We start from the raw sequence: 15,944 nt of genomic DNA, 5'->3' as shown, positions 1-15,944 counted from the left end.
GGTCCGGCCGCGCGGTCCATGGCCGGGCGCGGCCGTCGTGACGGCGGCGCACGCGTCGCTCAGTCGATCGCCTTGCGTATCTCCGAGCGAACCTTGAGGGTGGTGGCGGCGGCCTTGGCGAGGTCGATGTCGGCCGGGTCCTTGACGACGGTGTCGGCGGTGACCTCGGCGATCGAGGCGCCGGTGTTCTCGTCGGCCCAGCCGCAGATCGGGAGGGTCAGTTCGGTGCCGGCCTGGGTCTGGGTGAGGACCTCGCAGGTGACCGTGAGGCCGTCCGCGCCCTCGGGGTGGAAGTCCTTGGGGGGGACGGCCACCTTGGCGCCCGCGCCCTGGGCGGCGCCCTTCATCATGTTCTTCCGGGCCAGGTCGGTGTTCTTGAACCGGCCGTACATGCCGGAGACCACGAGGGTGCCCTTGGTCTCGTCGCCGCCGAGGCTGTAGCGGCCGACGGCGGCCCCGTCGACCTTGGCGTCCCAGGAGCCGTCCGCCTCGTCGACGATCTTCTGGCCCTCGGACCGCGAGAGGTCCTCGGAGAGCTGGTAGCTCTCGTCGACCAGCGTCTTGGGCAGGGCGAGCACGAACTCGGCTTCGGGGAAGCCGCTGTTGACGACCTTCGAGCCGATCATCGCGAGCACGACGACGCCCACCACGACGAGTCCGACCACCCCGCCGACGATGCCGAGGATGAGCCCGGTGCGCCGCTTCTTGGGCGGCGGCGCCATCGGGGCGCCCCAGCCGTAGGGCGGCTGCTGCTGCGGGTAGGGGCCCGCGCCGTAGGGCTGTTGTCCCGGCGGGGGCGGGTACGGGCCCTGCTGCGGGGGCTGTTGGGCGTAGGGGCCGGGGCCGGGCGGCGGGGGCTGCTGGCCGTAGGGGTTCTGCTGGGGCGGTTGGCCGTACGGGGGCTGCGGAGGCTGCTGGCCGTACGGGCCCTGGGGCGGCGGCTGTTGGCCGTGCGGGCCCTGGGACGGCGACTGTTGGCCGTGCGGGTTCTGTGGCGATGGCGGCATGGACACGCTGAAACGCTACTGCATCGGGGCGAAAGCCCGCCCACCCGCGGGCGGCGCCCGGCGCAACTCGTCGCGCCCAGGGGATTGACGGCCTTGCTGACAAGCAGTCTCATAAGAGTCGGTGGATGTGACCCCGGGTAACAAGGTGGGAGAACCATGACGACCCTGACGGAAACCGAGGCGCTGGAGGGGCTGCGCGACGCGCTCGGTCTGCTCAAGGACCGCGAGCAGGTGGCCGAGCGGCTGCTCGCCTCATCCGCCAAGCACTCGTTCGACCCCGACAAGGAGCTCGACTGGGACGCGCCCTTCGAGGAGGGCAAGTGGTTCTGGCCGCCGGAGCTGGTGTCGCTGTACGACACCCCGATGTGGAAGCGGATGAGCGAGGAGCAGCGCATCCTCCTCTCCCAGCACGAGGCCGCCGCGCTCGCCTCCCTCGGCATCTGGTTCGAGCTGATCCTGATGCAGCTGCTGGTCCGGCACATCTACGACAAGTCGGCGACCAGCGCGCACGTGCGGTACGCGCTCACCGAGATCGAGGACGAGTGCCGGCACTCCAAGATGTTCGCGCGGCTGATCTCGCGCGGCGACACCCCCTGGTACCCGGTGAGCCGGGTCCACCAGAACCTGGGCCGGCTGTTCAAGACCATCTCGACCACCCCGGGCTCCTTCACCGCGACCCTGCTGGGCGAGGAGGTCCTCGACTGGATGCAGCGGCTGACCTTCCCCGACGAGCGGGTGCAGCCCCTGGTCCGCGGGGTCACCCGCATCCATGTCGTCGAGGAGGCCCGGCACGTCAGGTATGCCCGTGAGGAGCTGCGGCGGCAGATGGTGACGGCCCCGAAGTGGTCGCAGGAGTTCACCCGGGTCACCTCGGGCGAGTTCGCCCGGGTCTTCTCGGTGGCCTTCGTCAACCCCGAGGTGTACACGAACGTCGGGCTGGACCGGCGCGAGGCCATGGCGCAGGTGAAGGCCAGCGGCCACCGCAGGGAGGTCATGCAGAGCGGCTCCCAGCGGCTGACCGACTTCCTCGACGACATCGGCGTGCTGCGCGGGGTGGGCCGCCGGCTCTGGAAGGCGTCCGGGCTGCTGGCATAGGTGGCGGGCGGGGGGGCCGGTTACGCTGCGGAGCATGACGTCCTCGGCCCCGACCCCCGCCTACCGCCGCCTCAGCGTCGAGGAACGCCGCAGCCAGCTCCTCGACGCCGCGCTCGGCCTCTTCGCGCACCGCGCCCCCGAGGACGTCTCGCTCGACGACGTGGCGGAGGCGGCCGGGGTGTCGAGGCCCCTGGTGTACCGGTACTTCCCCGGCGGCAAGCAGCAGCTGTACGAGGCCGCCCTGCGGTCCGCCGCGGACGAGCTGCGGCACTGCTTCGACGAGCCGCGCGAGGGCCCGCTGCTGAGCCGGCTCGGCCGCGCCCTCGACCGCTACCTAGCCTTCGTCGACCAGCACGACGCCGGGTTCAGCGCGCTGCTCCAGGGCGGCAGCGTCGTCGGGACGTCCCGCACGACAGCCATCGTGGACGGCGTCCGCCGGGCCGCGGCCGAGCACATCCTCCGCCACCTGGACGCCACCGACCCCGGGCCCCGGCTGCGGATGACCGTACGGGTGTGGATCACCGCCGTCGAGGCGGCGTCGCTGATCTGGCTCGACGAGGGGAAGCAGCCGCCGCTCGACGAGTTGCGGGACTGGCTGGTCGACCAGTTCGCGGCCGTCCTGACGGCGACCGCCGCCCGGGACCCGCAGACCGCCGCGCTGGTGCACGCGCTGGCCGGGGATGTCTGACACTGGTGCCGTGAAGAGACAGGACACCCCCTTCGAGGGCGGCCCCATGGACGGCCGGGCGCTGCCCGTGCTGCTGGGCCCGACCGGGCATCCGCCCAAGACCTACCGCATCCCCGTCCCCGACGCGGCCGGCGGCCCGCCCACCGTGCTGGTCTACCGCCGGGTCCCGCGCGGCCACAGCAGACGGCTGGGCGTCCCGCAGGGCTGGAAGTACGTGTTCGACCCGGAGGGCAGGAAGGGCGGCGGCCTGAAGTGGCCGTGGTCCAGGCCGGACGGACGCGGGGACGCCGCGCCGGGCTCCGCGCGGGACGACACCGACGGGTGACCCGGTTGGGCCGAACCGCCCACCCGGCGCGCGGAACGGGCCGGCCCGCCTGATGCTCGCGATGCGGAGCGGACGGGCCGCTGCGCACCGGAGGTGATGACGTGTCAGGAAGGCTTCTGCGCCTGGTCTGTACGGCGGCGACGGCCGGCGCGCTCCTCGCTCCGCTGCCGGCGGCGGCCGCCCCCGACCCGGGCGGCACCCGCCTCACCACCGACGCCCCCTCCCCCGCCGCGACAAACGCCCCCTCCGACGCCGGGACGGACGGCGCCACCGCCCCGGGCCCGGAGGGCGAGAGCGCGGCGGCGCCCGGAAACCGTTCCGTCGCCGAGCTGCTGACAGAGCTTCAGGAGCTGTACCGCAAGGCCGAGCAGGCCACCGAGACCTACAACGCCACCGCCGAGCGGCTGAAGCGCGGGCGGGCCGAGGTGGCCCGGCTGGACGGCGAACTGGCCCGCGCCAGGCTGACGTTGCGCGACAGCAAGGGCGCGGCGGGCCGGCTCGCCCGGCAGCAGTACCAGGGCAGCTCGGGCCTCTCCCCCTATCTGCGGCTGCTCCTGGCGCACGACCCGCAGCAGGCCCTCGACCAGGGCCATGTCATCGGCCAGGTGGCAAGGGAGCGCGCCGAGACGCTGGGCCGGGTGAGCGGTGACGCGAAGAAGGCGGCCGAACTGGCCCGCAAGGCCCGCAAGGCCCTGGACGACCAGGTCGCGCTGGCCGACCGGCAGGAGAAGGACCGCGAGGGCGTCCAACGCGGCCTCCGGGACGTGGAGGCCCTGCTCGCCGCCCTCACCCCCGGGCAGCTCACCGCGCTGGCGGAGTTCGAGCGGCGGGGCGTCGACCGGGAGCAGCGGAAGCTGGTGACATCCGGCGCCCTGAGCACCGTCCGCAGGCCGTCGGGGCAGGGCGACCGGGCGATCGACTACGCGCTGCGCCAGCTCGGGAAGGACTACGAGTGGGGCGCGGAGGGGCCCGAGACGTACGACTGCTCGGGTCTGACGTCGAAGGCGTGGGAGCACGCGGGCGTCCCGATCCCGCGCACCAGCGAGGAGCAGTGGGCCCGGCTGCGGCACATCCCGCTCACCGAGCTGCGCCCGGGTGACCTGGTGGTCTACTTCCCCGAGGCGACGCATGTGGCGCTGTACCTGGGTGAGGGGAAGGTGGTCCAGGCCCCCAGGACGGGCGAGCAGGTGATGATCTCGCCGATGGCGATCCATCCGATCCTGGGGGCGGTGCGCCCGGACCCGGCCGCCTGACGGCGGCGGTTACGCGCCGGTCAGCGAAGCCAGGTACGCGTTCGTCTTCTCGGGCTCGTAGAAGAAGTTCTCGAAGTCCGCCGGGTTGTCGAAGCCGTTGGCGAACCGGTCGGCGGCGGGCTGGAGTTGGCCGGCCGCGCCGATCAGGTTCAGGACGTGCTCCGGGGGCGGCGACAGCATCGCGTTGGTCCACTTGGTGACGTGCCGCGCGGTCTCCCAGTAGCGGTCGAACGTCGCCTGCATGAAGGTTTCGTCGAACTCCCTGTCGCCGTGCTCCAGGATCGACGCGAGGTACGCGGCGGCGCACTTGGACGCGGAGTTGGAGCCCTGCCCGGTGATCGGGTCGTTGGCGACGACGACGTCGGCGACACCCAGGACCAGGCCGCCGCCGGGCAGCCGGCCGATCGGGTTGCGCACGGTCGGCGCGTACCGTCCCGCCAAAACCCCGCCCGCGTCGGTCAGTTCGGCCTTCGTGGCGCGGTCGTGCTCCCAGGGCGTGAACGTCTTCATCAGGTCGAGGGTCAGGGCGAGGTGCTCGTTCGGGTCCTTGACGCCGGCGAAGGCGTCCAGCGGGCCGCCGGGTACGCCCTCCCAGAACAGGATGTCGGCGCGGCCCGAGGTGGTCAGCGTCGGCATCACGAACAACTCGCCGACGCCGGGCACCAGGTTGCAGCGGACCGCGTCGAACTCCGGGTGCTCGGGACGCGGGCCCAGGCCGTGCACGTACGACACGGCGAGGGCGCGCTGCGGCTCGCTGTACGGCGAACGGGCCGCGTCCCGGCCGAACATGGAGACCAGCTCGCCCTTGCCCGCCGAGACCAGGACCAGGTCGTAGGCGCGGGAGAAGTAGTCGAGGTCGGAGACGGCCGCGCCGTGGATGACGAGTTGGCCGCCGCGCTGCGCGAACGTCTCCATCCAGCCGGCCATCTTGACCCGCTGGTCGACCGACTGGGCGTAGCCGTCGAGCCTGCCGACCCAGTCGATCGCGCGCTGCGAGGGGCCGGGGTCGAAGGAGCCGGGGGCGGCGACCGAGACGCCGAGGCCCTCGATCCGCGGGGCCTGGGACTCCCAGAAGTTCAGCTGGAGGTCGCGCTCGTGCTGGAGCGCGGTGTGGAACATGCACTGCGTCGACATGACCCGGCCGGTGCGGATCTCGTCCGCCGTCCGGTTGGACATCAGGGTGACCTCGTACCCGTTCGACAGGAGTCCGAGGGCGAGTTGGAGTCCGGACTGGCCGGCTCCCACGACGAGTATCTTCCGCATGCGGTGGTGTCTCCTACCGGGCTGACGAGGGCGGGACGGTCGGGCTGCCAGGACCGCTCGGGGCGGCCCGGGACCGCTCGGCTACTCGGGGGTCTCCTCGAGCGCGTGGGCCACGAGGGCGAGCAGGGTCTCGATGGCCGAGATCCGGCGCCGGGCATCCATGATCATGACAGGGACGCGGGCGGGGATCGTCAACGCCTCCCGCACGTCCTCGGGCCGGAACAGCTCGCTGCCGTCGAAGTGGTTGACGGCGACGACGTACGGCAGCCCGCAGCTCTCGAAGTAGTCGAGCGCCGGGAAGCAGTCCTTCAGGCGGCGGGTGTCGGCCAGCACGACGGCGCCGATCGCGCCGCGCACCAGGTCGTCCCACATGAACCAGAACCGCTGCTGGCCCGGCGTGCCGAACAGGTAGAGCACCAGGTCGTCGTCGAGCGTGATGCGGCCGAAGTCCATGGCCACGGTGGTGGTCAGCTTGCCCGGCGTGGCGGTGAGGTCGTCGGTCTCCGCGCTCGCCTCGGTCATCAGCGCCTCGGTCTGCAACGGCGTGATCTCCGAGACGGCGGTGACCAGCGTCGTCTTGCCGACGCCGAAGCCGCCCGCCACGACGATCTTCGTGGCGACCGGGGCGCGGGTGCGGTCCGTCTGCCACGACTTGAGGTTCTCGTCGGTGTCGGCGACACCCTCGACGAGAGGGGTGACGCCCCGGGCGGCGTCGGTGACGTCAGAGACGACGGAGTCCACTCAGCACCCTTTCCAGCAGAGCGCGGTCCGGACGGCCTGTGCCGTGGCCGGTGCCGGTTCCGTACACACGGATCTTTCCCTGGTCCGCGAGATCGCTCAGGAGCACGCGGACCACGCCGAGCGGCATCTTCAGCAGCGCGGCGATCTCGGCCACCGTGCGCATACGGCGGCAGAGTTCGACGATGGCCAGCATCTCCGGCATGACCCGGCTGCTGAGCTGACGCCCCGTCAGTTCCTTGCGCTCCTCGGGGGCTTCGAGCGCCGCCACGAACGTCTCGACGAGCAGGACGTGTCCGAAGCGGGTGCGGCCGCCGGTGAGCGAGTAGGGCCGGACCCGGGCGGGCTTGCGGTCCCCGCCGCGGACCGGCAGCTGCGACTTGGGGGTACTGGTCATCGGGTACTCCCGGCCGACTCGGTCTCCAGGGATTTCCGTAGCTCGCTGCGGAGTTCGGGCGTCAGCACATGGCCGGCCCGGCCGACGAACAGCGCCATGTGGTAGGCGACGACGCTCATGTCGCAGTCCGCCGAGCCGTGCACGCCGAGCAGCGAGCCGTCGCTGATCGACATGACGAACAGGCTGCCCTCGTCCATCGCGACCATGGTGTGCTTGACCGTGCCGAAGTCCATCAGCTTGGCGGTGCCGATGGTGAGGCTGCCGATGCCGGAGACGACGGTGGCGAGGTCGGCGGCCGAGCCGCGCGGTCCGCCCGACCGGCCCGCGCCCGGCTGCCTGGCCTCGTCGTTGCGGTCGGGGTCGGAGGAGAGCAGGAGCAGCCCGTCGGAGGAGACCACGGCGACCGACTCGATACCGGGCACCTCCTCGACGAGGTTCGTCAACAGCCAGTGCAGATTGCGGGCCTCGCTGCTCAGCCCGAAGGTACTGGACGCGGTCAACTGCTTGCCTCCTCGACAGGGCCCCCCGTGGCTTCTTCTGCGGTGGCCGAGCCGGTGCGGGACGCGGCCGGTGGCGTCGCCTCTCCGGTGTGTTCGGCGATTTCCGCCTGGACGTCGCGGTGACCGGCCTCCGCCCCCCGGCGGAAGCCACCGAGACGGCGGCGGAGTGCGTCGGCGTCAAGGGACGCGTTGTGCGGGCGCTGCTGGGGAGCCGGTTCGGTGATCTTCGGGGTGCGCTTGGGGAGGCCCTTGTCGGTGACCTCGTCGTCGTCCTCGGCACGCTGGTGCTCGGCCGCGCTCCCCGCCGCCGGGTCCGCCGCGGCCCGGTCATGGGCGGTGCCCGCGCTCGCGCTGCCGCCCGCGCTCCCGGCGGGACGGTCGGCGGCCTCGGGCGCGGGACGGTCGGCGGCCTCGGGCGCGGCCGGCTCCTGCGGCTGCTCCTTGGCCGGGTTCTCCTGGGCCGGCCGCTCTTGGGCCGGGTTCTCCTGGGCTGGCTTCTCCCGGGCCGGCTTCTCCCGGGCCGGCTTCTCCCGGGCCGGCTTCTCCTGGGCCGGGACGAAGAGTTCCATCGTCGTCTCGGGGTGCGCCTCGGTGCCCGGCTCGGGGTGCGGCTCGGCCGGGGCGTCCCCGGCCGGGGCGGGGCTCGGCTCGGCCGGTGTGTCCTGGGCGAGGTCGGGGTGCGCCTCGCGGACGGCGTCCTCCGCCAGGGCGACCAGCGGGTCGGCGTGCGGGGCGCGGGCGTGCAGGACGTTGGAGTTGGCCTCGGCGTCGGCGCCCGGCAGCGAGACCGACGGGGCGGCGGCGGGCGCGGCGGCCGGGGCGGGCACAGCCGCCGACGGCGCGGTGGCCAGCAGCGTCGTCGGGAGGACGGCGACGGCGGCGATCCCGCCCTGCTTCTGCTCGCGCAGCTTGACGCGCACCCCGTGCCGGTGGGCGAGCCGGGCGACGACGTACAGGCCGAGGCCGAGCCCCTCCTCGCCCTCCTGGTCGTAGGGCGACTCCGGGTCGAACTCGGCGAGACGGGTGTTGAGCCGGCCCATCCGCTCGGCGGTCATGCCGATGCCCTCGTCCTGCACGGAGAGCATCACCTCGCCGTTCTCCAGGAGCCAGCCGGAGACCTCGACGGGCAGGTCGGGCGGCGAGAACGAGGTGGCGTTCTCCATCAGTTCGGCGAGCAGGTGGGAGAGGTCGTCGGCGGCGAACCCGGCCACGTGCGCGTGCGGCGGCAGCGCGGAGATCCGGACCCGCTCGTAGCGCTCGATCTCGCTGACGGCGGCGCGGACCACGTCGATCAGCGGGACCGGGCCCGCGCTCTGCTGGACGTGTTCGGTGCCGGCCAGCACCAGGAGGTTCTCGCTGTGCCGGCGCATCACGGTGGCGAAGTGGTCGAGCTTGAAGAGGGTGGCGAGCCGCTCCGGGTCCTGCTCGCGCTCCTCCAGGCCCTCGATGACGGCGAGTTGGCGCTCGACGAGCCCCAGCGTGCGCAGCGCGAGGTTGACGAAGGTGGAGCCGATGCTCTCCCGCAGCTTGTCCAACTGGTCGCTGGAGTCGGCGACTTCGGCGCGCAGCTCCTCGCGGGCGTCGGCCATCCGCTGGCGCTGTCCGACCAGGTGCTTGCGGTCGGACTCCAGCGTGGTGACCCGCTCGTGCAGGGCGACGGCGTGCGCGTGCAGGGTGTTGACGGAGCGGATGGCGCGGGCGAACTCGTCGTTGCGGCCGGTGAACGCGACGGGTTCCTCGGCGGCCGGGTTCTCCGCCTCGGCCAGCCGCGCCGAGCCGAGGCGCAGCACGGCGAGCGGGCGGGTGAGGGTGCGGGCCATGGCGGTGGCGACGCCGACGGCGAGCAGCAGCAGCGCGCCGAGGGCCGCGATCCGGATCTCCAGGGCGGTGACGTCGTCGTCGCGGAGCCCCGCGAGGTCCTTGGTCCTGCGCTCGTAGAGGGCGGACTCGGCGCCGCGCATCAGGTCGACGCGGGCGGAGAGCGCGGCCTCGGCCTTGGTGGCGTTGGTGCCCAGCTCGGAGTCGGAGAGCGTCGGCTGGTCGGTGAGGGCGGCGAGGTACTTCTCGGCGGAGTTGACCTCGGGGCCGGTGACCGTGGAGTCGTAGGAGGCGCGGGTGGCCTTGGGGGCGGTGTCGCGGAAGTCGGAGAGCGCCGCGTCGGAGCGCAGCCTGGCCTGCTGGGCGGCGGCGGTGAGGGCGTCGCGCTGCTTGGCGTCGGACGCGGTGGAGGAGGTGGTCGTCGACGGCAGCCCGGTGAGCGGGTCGATGACGGTCTGGGTGGTGCGCGGCACGCTGAGCGCGGCGAGCAGCAGACCGCGGGCGGCGGCGGCCTGCTGGACGGCGGAGTCCAGTTCGGCGAGCGCGTGGGCGCCCGATCCGGCCCTGGGCGGGATCTGGTCGGCGAGCTGCTCGGCGAGCCGGTGGAGTTCGGTGATGGCGGCCGAGTAGGCGTCGTGGGCCTCCAGGGCGCTGCTGCGGCCGGTGAGGGCGTTGCGGCGCAGGGTGGCGACGGCGTCCAGGTCGGCGCGCAGGTCGGCGGAGGTGGCCGTGTCGGCGCGGAGTTCCTCGACCTGCCGGTCGACGCGGGCGCTGCGCTGCTCGGTGGGCGTCTTCGACTTGGCGCGGCCGGCCGCGATCCACGCGGTGACCTCGTCGCGTTCGTCGGCCAGCGAGTGGGCGAGGCCGAGGGCGTCCTTGGTCTGCCCGGCGAGCGTCACCAGCTCCTGGGCGTCCTTGAGCTGCCCGGAGGCGGCGAGCACGGAGGGCGCGCCGGCCGCGGCGATGGCGGCGGCCACGACGGTCACGGCGATGATGAGCCGGTTGCGTACGTGGGTGGGGCGGCCCTTGCCGATGACGGGTCCGCCGGTCTCGGGGACGCGCTCCGCGCCCACCGCGGGGTCCGTCTGCTTGCCTGTGCGACGAGGCCGCGTCTTCTGCACCGGTGCTCGCATTCCTGACTCGTGAAACCCATCACCCGGGTGACATCGCGTCACACGATGCCGAACCGCGTGTACACCTTCCCCCAAGTGCTCGGCCTGGTGGCGAGCGGGGGCTGCCTTCACCGGGCCCCGACCTTCCCAGCGCCGGTGGGCGGTGGCCGCGCATCAACCGCTCCGCCACCCGAAGGAGTGAACATCGGAGGGGAGTTGGCGGGCAAGTCACGCGACGTGTTCCCGCGGGCGCCGCCGGTGGGCCGGTTGGACGTCGGCGGCGGGCGATGGCACTATGTGCCGCCGCGCGGTGGACGGGTGGTGGATTACCCCGCAAAACAGGCGTCTGACCTGCGCGGTCACGTCAATTCGCGCGGCGATGCCAGCCTTTGGCTGAGCTTGTGAAGGCATCGTGCAGACTGGCTGGATGCGTACGGAACTTGTGTCGGAGCCCGGTGATCCCGCCCGCCCCAACGAGGACTTCGCCGGGGTCCTGCTTCCCGCGTCCGGCCGCGGCGGCACGGTCGTCGTCCTGGACGGAGTCACCCCGCCGCGGGGGGCGACGGGGTGTCTGCATTCGGTCCCGTGGTTCACGGCGCGGCTCGGCGGGGCGCTGACCGAACTGACCGTTTCCCGCCCGGATATGCCACTGGCGGAGGCGCTGGCCCACGCCATCGGGCGCACGGCGGGGCTCCACGCGGACACCTGTGACCTTTCTCACCCACGAACCCCGCAGGCCACGGTGGTGCTGGCGCGGTGGCAGGGCGACGCCGTCGAGTATCTGGTGCTGTCGGACTCGGCGCTGCTCGTCGAGTCCCCCGACGGGAAGGTCACGCCGTTCCTCGACGACCGGTTGGCCCGGCTGCCCCGCTCGGCGCTGGCCACGGACGCCATGGTCGACGCCGAACTCCGCAACAGGGAGGGCGGGTTCTTCACGGCGGCCGCCGATCCCTCGGTGGCCGCCCGCGCGGTCACGGGCACGCTGCCAAGGTCTGAGGTGCGGGCCCTGGTGGCGCTGACCGACGGGGCGACGCGCTGGGTGGAGACGTTCCGTGAGGGCGGTTGGGCCGACTGCCTCGACGTGGTCCGCGCGGAGGGCGCGGAGGCGCTGGTGGAGCGGGTGCGGGTGCTGGAACGGGCAGACACCGGGCGGGTGTTCCTGCGCCGGAGCAAGACGCACGACGACGCGACGGTGGTGTACGCGGAGCTGTGAACGGCGGCGGGGGCGGGCCACGGCGGACGGCGGCCGGTGCGCGGTGCGCGCAGGCCCGTCGGTCTCTCGGGAGCGGGCCGGTCGGCTCTCGTCGCTCGGCGTCCGCTGGTCACCGTCCGTCGGTCAGCGTTCCATGACGCCGTTCAACTGGGCGAGCAGCCGGGCGAGTTCGGCGACCTCGCGGCGGTCCCAGTGGTTGAGCTGGCTGACGTAGCGGGCGCGGCGGGCCTCGCGGACCCGGCCGACCCGGCTGCGGCCCTCGTCGGTGAGGTGGACGAGCCAGGCGCGGCCGTCCGCCGGATCGGGTTCGCGGGCGACCAGGCCCAGGTCCTCGAGGGCGCGCAGCTGGCGGGACATGGTGGCCTTGCCGACGCCGATGTAACCGGCCAGCTCGGTGGCGCGCTGGCGGCCGTACTCGTCGAGGCGGACCAGCAGGCCGTAGGCGGCGGGCTCCAGGTCGGGGTGGACCTCGCGGGCCATCTCGCCCTGGTTGGCGCGGGCGCGCCGCAGCAGGACGGTCAGCTCGCGTTCGAGGGACAGGTACTCCTGGTCGGCGCCGGCCACCACCGCTTCGCCCCGGTGTGCGTCGCCGTTTCCGCTTCCGTGCACGTCAGCCCCTGCCTAGGTTGTCCCGGCCGGTCACCCGGTCCGGTTTCCCGGTCCTGAAAGTTTCCGCCGGGCGCCGTCATCGCCGCAGCTCGGCAAGTATTTCGCAGGCGTAGACCAACGGCGTCGTCCGGGCCCTCTTCCCAGTGGCCGGTCTACGTGCGTAGCGTCGACGACAGGCACCCACTGGCATGCGCACGCCACCAGCGCACGGAGCCGTGTACCCGAGTATCCGCATATCCGCGCACCCGCATATCCGCGCACCCGCACGCCCCCATATCGGCACGCCCGCGTATCTGCATACCCGAGCACCCGCGCCCCCGCTCCCCGCAGCTCCTCCCCCCACCGTGCACCACCGGCCTTTCGAAAGGCATGCCATGCCCCTGCGCAGACCCGGTCCGCCCCGCCGCAGGACCGCCCGCTCCCTCGTCGGCGCGCTCCTGCTCGCCGCCCTCTGTCTGACCTGCGCGGTCCCGGCCTCGGCCGCGGCCACGCCCGCCCGCGGCTCCGCCTACCTGGGCATGGGCGTCCTCGCCCATGACGGCAGCGCGGGCAGCCCCACCACCGGCGACGCCACCCAGACCGAGGGCGTCGACGTCTCCGGCTACCAGGGCAACGTCGCCTGGTCCACGCTGTGGAGCAGCGGGGTGCGCTGGGCCTACACCAAGGCGACGGAGGGCACCTACTACACCAACCCGTACTTCGCCCAGCAGTACAACGGCTCCTACGACGTCGGCATGATCCGCGGCGCCTACCACTTCGCGACCCCGGACACCACGTCCGGCGCCACCCAGGCCAACTACTTCGTCGCGAACGGCGGCGGCTGGTCCAAGGACGGCAAGACGCTGCCGGGCGTCCTCGACATCGAGTGGAACCCTTACGGCGACGCCTGCTACGGCAAGTCGGCGAGCGCGATGGTCAGTTGGATCGCCGACTTCCTGAACACCTACCGGTCGCGCACCGGGCGGGACGCGGTGATCTACACGGCCGCCAGCTGGTGGAGCCAGTGCACGGGCGACTACGCGGGCTTCGCCACCGCCAACCCGCTGTGGGTCGCCCGCTACGCCTCCGACCCGGGCACGCTCCCGGCCGGCTGGCCGTACTACACGATGTGGCAGTACACGTCGTCAGGGCCGACCGTCGGCGACCACGACAAGTTCAACGGCGCCCTCGACCGGGTCGTCGCCCTCGCCAACGGCTGAGCGCCCGCGCGGGCGGCGCACCCGGCGCCGCCCGGACCGCGAAACCTCCGCGCGGGCGCGGGAAGCGTCTCCCCACCCGGGCGTCCATCCGTCTCGCCGCAGCCTCCGCGCGGGCGCGGGAAAGGCCCGGACCCCGCTCGGGACCCGGGCCTCACCGCTCCGACGGCGTCCGTCACGCCGCCGCCGGAACCTCCGACGCCGCGCCGCTCACCGCCGGTGCGAGCGCCAGCTCGAGGACCTGGCGGACGTCCGTGACGGTGTGCACGTCCAGCTTCTCCAGCACCTCCGCCGGGACGTCGTCCAGATCGGCCTCGTTGCGCTTGGGGATGATCACCGTGGTGACGCCCGCGCGCTGGGCGGCCAGCAGCTTCTGCTTGACGCCGCCGATCGGCAGCACCCGCCCGGTCAGCGAGACCTCGCCGGTCATCGCCACGTCCGTGCGCACCAGGCGTCCGGAGAGCAGCGACGCCAGGGCCGTCGTCATGGTGACGCCGGCGCTCGGGCCGTCCTTGGGGACCGCGCCCGCCGGGAAGTGGATGTGCACGCCCCGGTCCTTCAGGTCGCCGACCGGCAGCTCCAGTTCGGCGCCGCGCGAGCGCAGGAAGCTCAGCGCGATCCGCGCCGACTCCTTCATCACGTCGCCCAGCTGGCCCGTCAGGGTCAGGCCCGCCGCGCCGGTCTCCGGGTCGGCGAGGGACGCCTCGACGTAGAGCACGTCGCCGCCCGCCCCGGTCACCGCGAGGCCGGTGGCCACGCCGGGCACCGCGGTGCGGCGCTCGGCCGGGTCCTGCGCGGACTCCGGCACATGGTGCGGCCGGCCGATCAGACCGCGCAGCTCACCGTCGGTGACGGTGAACGGCAGCTCCCGCTCGCCCAGTTCGTGCTGGGCGGCGATCTTGCGCAGCAGCCGGGCGATCGACCGCTCCAGGGTGCGCACGCCCGCCTCGCGGGTGTACTCGCCCGCCAGCTTGCGCAGCGCGCTCTCCTGGAGGGTCACCTCGTCGGCGGCGAGACCGGCCCGCTCCAGCTGGCGCGGGAGCAGGTGGTCGCGGGCGATGACGACCTTCTCGTCCTCGGTGTAGCCGTCGAGGCGGACCAGTTCCATCCGGTCGAGGAGCGCCTCGGGGATGGCTTCGAGGACGTTGGCGGTGGCGAGGAACACCACGTCGGACAGGTCGAGTTCGACCTCCAGGTAGTGGTCGCGGAAGGTGTGGTTCTGGGCCGGGTCGAGGACTTCGAGCAGGGCTGCGGCGGGGTCGCCGCGGAAGTCGGAGCCGACCTTGTCGATCTCGTCGAGCAGGACGACCGGGTTCATCGAACCGGCCTCCTTGACGGCCCGGACGATCCGGCCGGGCAGCGCGCCGACGTAGGTGCGCCGGTGGCCGCGGATCTCCGCCTCGTCCCGGACTCCGCCGAGGGCGACCCGGACGAACTTGCGGCCCATGGCGTGCGCGACCGATTCGCCGAGCGAGGTCTTTCCGACCCCGGGCGGCCCCACGAGGGCCAGGACCGCGCCGCCGCGCCTGCCCCCGATCACCCCGAGGCCGCGTTCGCCGCGGCGCTTGCGGACGGCCAGGTACTCGGTGATGCGCTCCTTCACGTCCGCGAGGCCCGCGTGCTCGGCGTCCAGGACGGAACGGGCCCCCTGGATGTCGTAGGAGTCCTCCGTCCGCTCGTTCCAGGGCAGTTCGAGGACGGTGTCGAGCCAGGTGCGGATCCAGGAGCCCTCGGGCGACTGGTCGGAGGAGCGCTCCAGCTTGTCGACCTCCTTGAGGGCGGCCTCGCGGACCCGCTCGGGCAGGTCGGCGGCCTCCACCCGGGCCCGGTAGTCGTCGGACTCCTCACCGGTGTCGGCGCCGTCGCCGTTCAGCTCGCGCAGCTCCTTGCGGACCGCCTCCAGCTGGCGGCGGAGCAGGAACTCGCGCTGCTGCTTGTCGACGCCCTCCTGGACATCCTTGGCGATCGTCTCGGCGACGTCCTGCTCGGCGAGGTGGTCGCGCAGCTGCTGGGTGGCGAGCTTGAGCCGGGCCACCGGGTCGGTGGCCTCCAGCAGCTCGACCTTCTGGTCGGTGGTCAGGAACGGCGAGTATCCGGAGTTGTCGGCGAGCTGGGAGACGTCGTCGATGGCCTGGACGCGGTCGACGACCTGCCAGGCGCCGCGCTTGCGCAGCCAGGCGGTGGCGAGGGCCTTGTACTCCGTGACCAGTTCGGCCGCGTGGCCGGGCAGCGGCTCGGGCACCGTCTCGTCGACGCGGGTGCCCTCGACCCAGAGGGCGGCGCCTGGGCCGGTGGTGCCCGCGCCGATCCGGACCCGCGAGCGGCCCCTGATCAGGGCGCCGGGATCGCCGTCGGCGAGCCGGCCGACCTGTTCGACGGTGCCGAGCACACCGATGCCCGGGTAGGCGCCGTCGATCCTGGGCACCAGCAGCACCCGGGGCTTGCCCGGCTCGGCACCGGCGGCGGCCTGGGCGGCCTCCACCGCGGCGCGGACATCGGCGTCGCTCAGGTCCAGCGGCACCACCATTCCGGGCAGCACGACCTCGCCGTCGAGCGGCAGTACGGGCAGAGTGAGCGAGGTGAACGCCGTGGACTCAGCAGCCATGATCTCCCCTTCGGCAGTCAAGTTGAGCTATGCCGACTCAATGCCGGAGCGGCGCCGAATGTTCCCGTGCCGTTGTTCGCTGTCAGCGATCGGGGCTGCCACCGGGGAGGAGCGGCCGCCTACGA

Annotated in this window: 14 protein-coding genes; 6 read left to right on the top strand and 8 right to left on the bottom strand. The window is 73.1% G+C overall.

Features of this window, described 5'->3' with window-relative positions; all coding sequences use genetic code 11:
• Window positions 1-59: 59 nt before the first annotated feature.
• Window positions 60-1,007, bottom strand: a complete 948-nt coding sequence (locus DDJ31_RS25885) for a hypothetical protein (protein ID WP_346656303.1) — start codon at window positions 1,005-1,007, stop codon at window positions 60-62.
• Window positions 1,008-1,163: 156 nt separating this feature from the next.
• On the opposite strand from DDJ31_RS25885, the gene DDJ31_RS25880 reads away from it, so the two are divergent.
• From DDJ31_RS25880 to DDJ31_RS25865, 4 genes are all read left to right on the top strand, one after another.
• Window positions 1,164-2,102, top strand: coding sequence for an AurF N-oxygenase family protein (locus DDJ31_RS25880; RefSeq protein ID WP_127177983.1), 939 nt, complete (start codon window positions 1,164-1,166; stop codon window positions 2,100-2,102).
• Between the two features lie 34 nt (window positions 2,103-2,136).
• A complete protein-coding gene (locus tag DDJ31_RS25875; RefSeq protein WP_127177984.1) occupies window positions 2,137-2,790 on the top strand; it encodes a TetR/AcrR family transcriptional regulator in 654 nt (217 codons plus the stop codon).
• Between the two features lie 10 nt (window positions 2,791-2,800).
• Complete coding sequence (locus DDJ31_RS25870) at window positions 2,801-3,115, top strand: hypothetical protein (protein WP_127177985.1); 315 nt, start codon at window positions 2,801-2,803, stop codon at window positions 3,113-3,115.
• 101 nt (window positions 3,116-3,216) lie between these two features.
• On the top strand, window positions 3,217-4,368 hold the full coding sequence (locus DDJ31_RS25865) for a C40 family peptidase (RefSeq protein WP_127177986.1): 1,152 nt from the start codon (window positions 3,217-3,219) through the stop codon (window positions 4,366-4,368).
• Between the two features lie 9 nt (window positions 4,369-4,377).
• Here the strand turns inward: DDJ31_RS25865 and DDJ31_RS25860 are convergent, their stop codons facing one another.
• The 5 genes from DDJ31_RS25860 to DDJ31_RS25840 all read right to left on the bottom strand — a co-directional run bounded on the left by DDJ31_RS25860 (window position 4,378) and on the right by DDJ31_RS25840 (window position 10,205).
• On the bottom strand, window positions 4,378-5,631 hold the full coding sequence (locus tag DDJ31_RS25860; RefSeq protein ID WP_127177987.1) for a styrene monooxygenase/indole monooxygenase family protein: 1,254 nt from the start codon (window positions 5,629-5,631) through the stop codon (window positions 4,378-4,380).
• 81 nt (window positions 5,632-5,712) lie between these two features.
• Window positions 5,713-6,372, bottom strand: a complete 660-nt coding sequence (locus tag DDJ31_RS25855) for a GTP-binding protein (protein WP_127177988.1) — start codon at window positions 6,370-6,372, stop codon at window positions 5,713-5,715.
• Window positions 6,353-6,766, bottom strand: a complete 414-nt coding sequence (locus DDJ31_RS25850; protein WP_127177989.1) for a DUF742 domain-containing protein — start codon at window positions 6,764-6,766, stop codon at window positions 6,353-6,355. The genes DDJ31_RS25855 and DDJ31_RS25850 overlap by 20 nt, the downstream gene beginning before the upstream one ends.
• On the bottom strand, window positions 6,763-7,266 hold the full coding sequence (locus DDJ31_RS25845; protein ID WP_127177990.1) for a roadblock/LC7 domain-containing protein: 504 nt from the start codon (window positions 7,264-7,266) through the stop codon (window positions 6,763-6,765). The genes DDJ31_RS25850 and DDJ31_RS25845 overlap by 4 nt, the downstream gene beginning before the upstream one ends.
• On the bottom strand, window positions 7,263-10,205 hold the full coding sequence (locus DDJ31_RS25840; RefSeq protein WP_240678077.1) for a nitrate- and nitrite sensing domain-containing protein: 2,943 nt from the start codon (window positions 10,203-10,205) through the stop codon (window positions 7,263-7,265). The genes DDJ31_RS25845 and DDJ31_RS25840 overlap by 4 nt, the downstream gene beginning before the upstream one ends.
• 418 nt (window positions 10,206-10,623) lie before the next feature.
• Here DDJ31_RS25840 and DDJ31_RS25835 point away from each other — a divergent pair, with 418 nt between their 5' ends.
• Entirely contained in the window at window positions 10,624-11,409 is a 786-nt protein-coding gene (locus DDJ31_RS25835) for a protein phosphatase 2C domain-containing protein (protein WP_127177991.1), read from the top strand.
• A 123-nt stretch (window positions 11,410-11,532) separates the two neighbouring features.
• Here the strand turns inward: DDJ31_RS25835 and DDJ31_RS25830 are convergent, their stop codons facing one another.
• Window positions 11,533-12,018, bottom strand: a complete 486-nt coding sequence (locus tag DDJ31_RS25830) for a MarR family winged helix-turn-helix transcriptional regulator (protein WP_127177992.1) — start codon at window positions 12,016-12,018, stop codon at window positions 11,533-11,535.
• 374 nt (window positions 12,019-12,392) lie between these two features.
• Between DDJ31_RS25830 and DDJ31_RS25825 the strand changes: the two genes are divergently transcribed.
• Window positions 12,393-13,217: a lysozyme gene (locus DDJ31_RS25825; protein WP_127177993.1), complete on the top strand. Its 825-nt coding sequence runs from the start codon at window positions 12,393-12,395 to the stop codon at window positions 13,215-13,217.
• A gap of 172 nt (window positions 13,218-13,389) precedes the next feature.
• Here DDJ31_RS25825 and lon read toward each other — a convergent pair whose 3' ends face one another.
• Window positions 13,390-15,819, bottom strand: a complete 2,430-nt coding sequence (gene lon, locus DDJ31_RS25820; RefSeq protein WP_127177994.1) for an endopeptidase La — start codon at window positions 15,817-15,819, stop codon at window positions 13,390-13,392.
• Window positions 15,820-15,944: the final 125 nt, after the last annotated feature.

The sequence above is a fragment of the Streptomyces griseoviridis genome, assembly GCF_005222485.1.
GTDB lineage: Bacteria > Actinomycetota > Actinomycetes > Streptomycetales > Streptomycetaceae > Streptomyces > Streptomyces hintoniae.
This window is presented reverse-complemented; position numbering and strand designations above follow the sequence as displayed.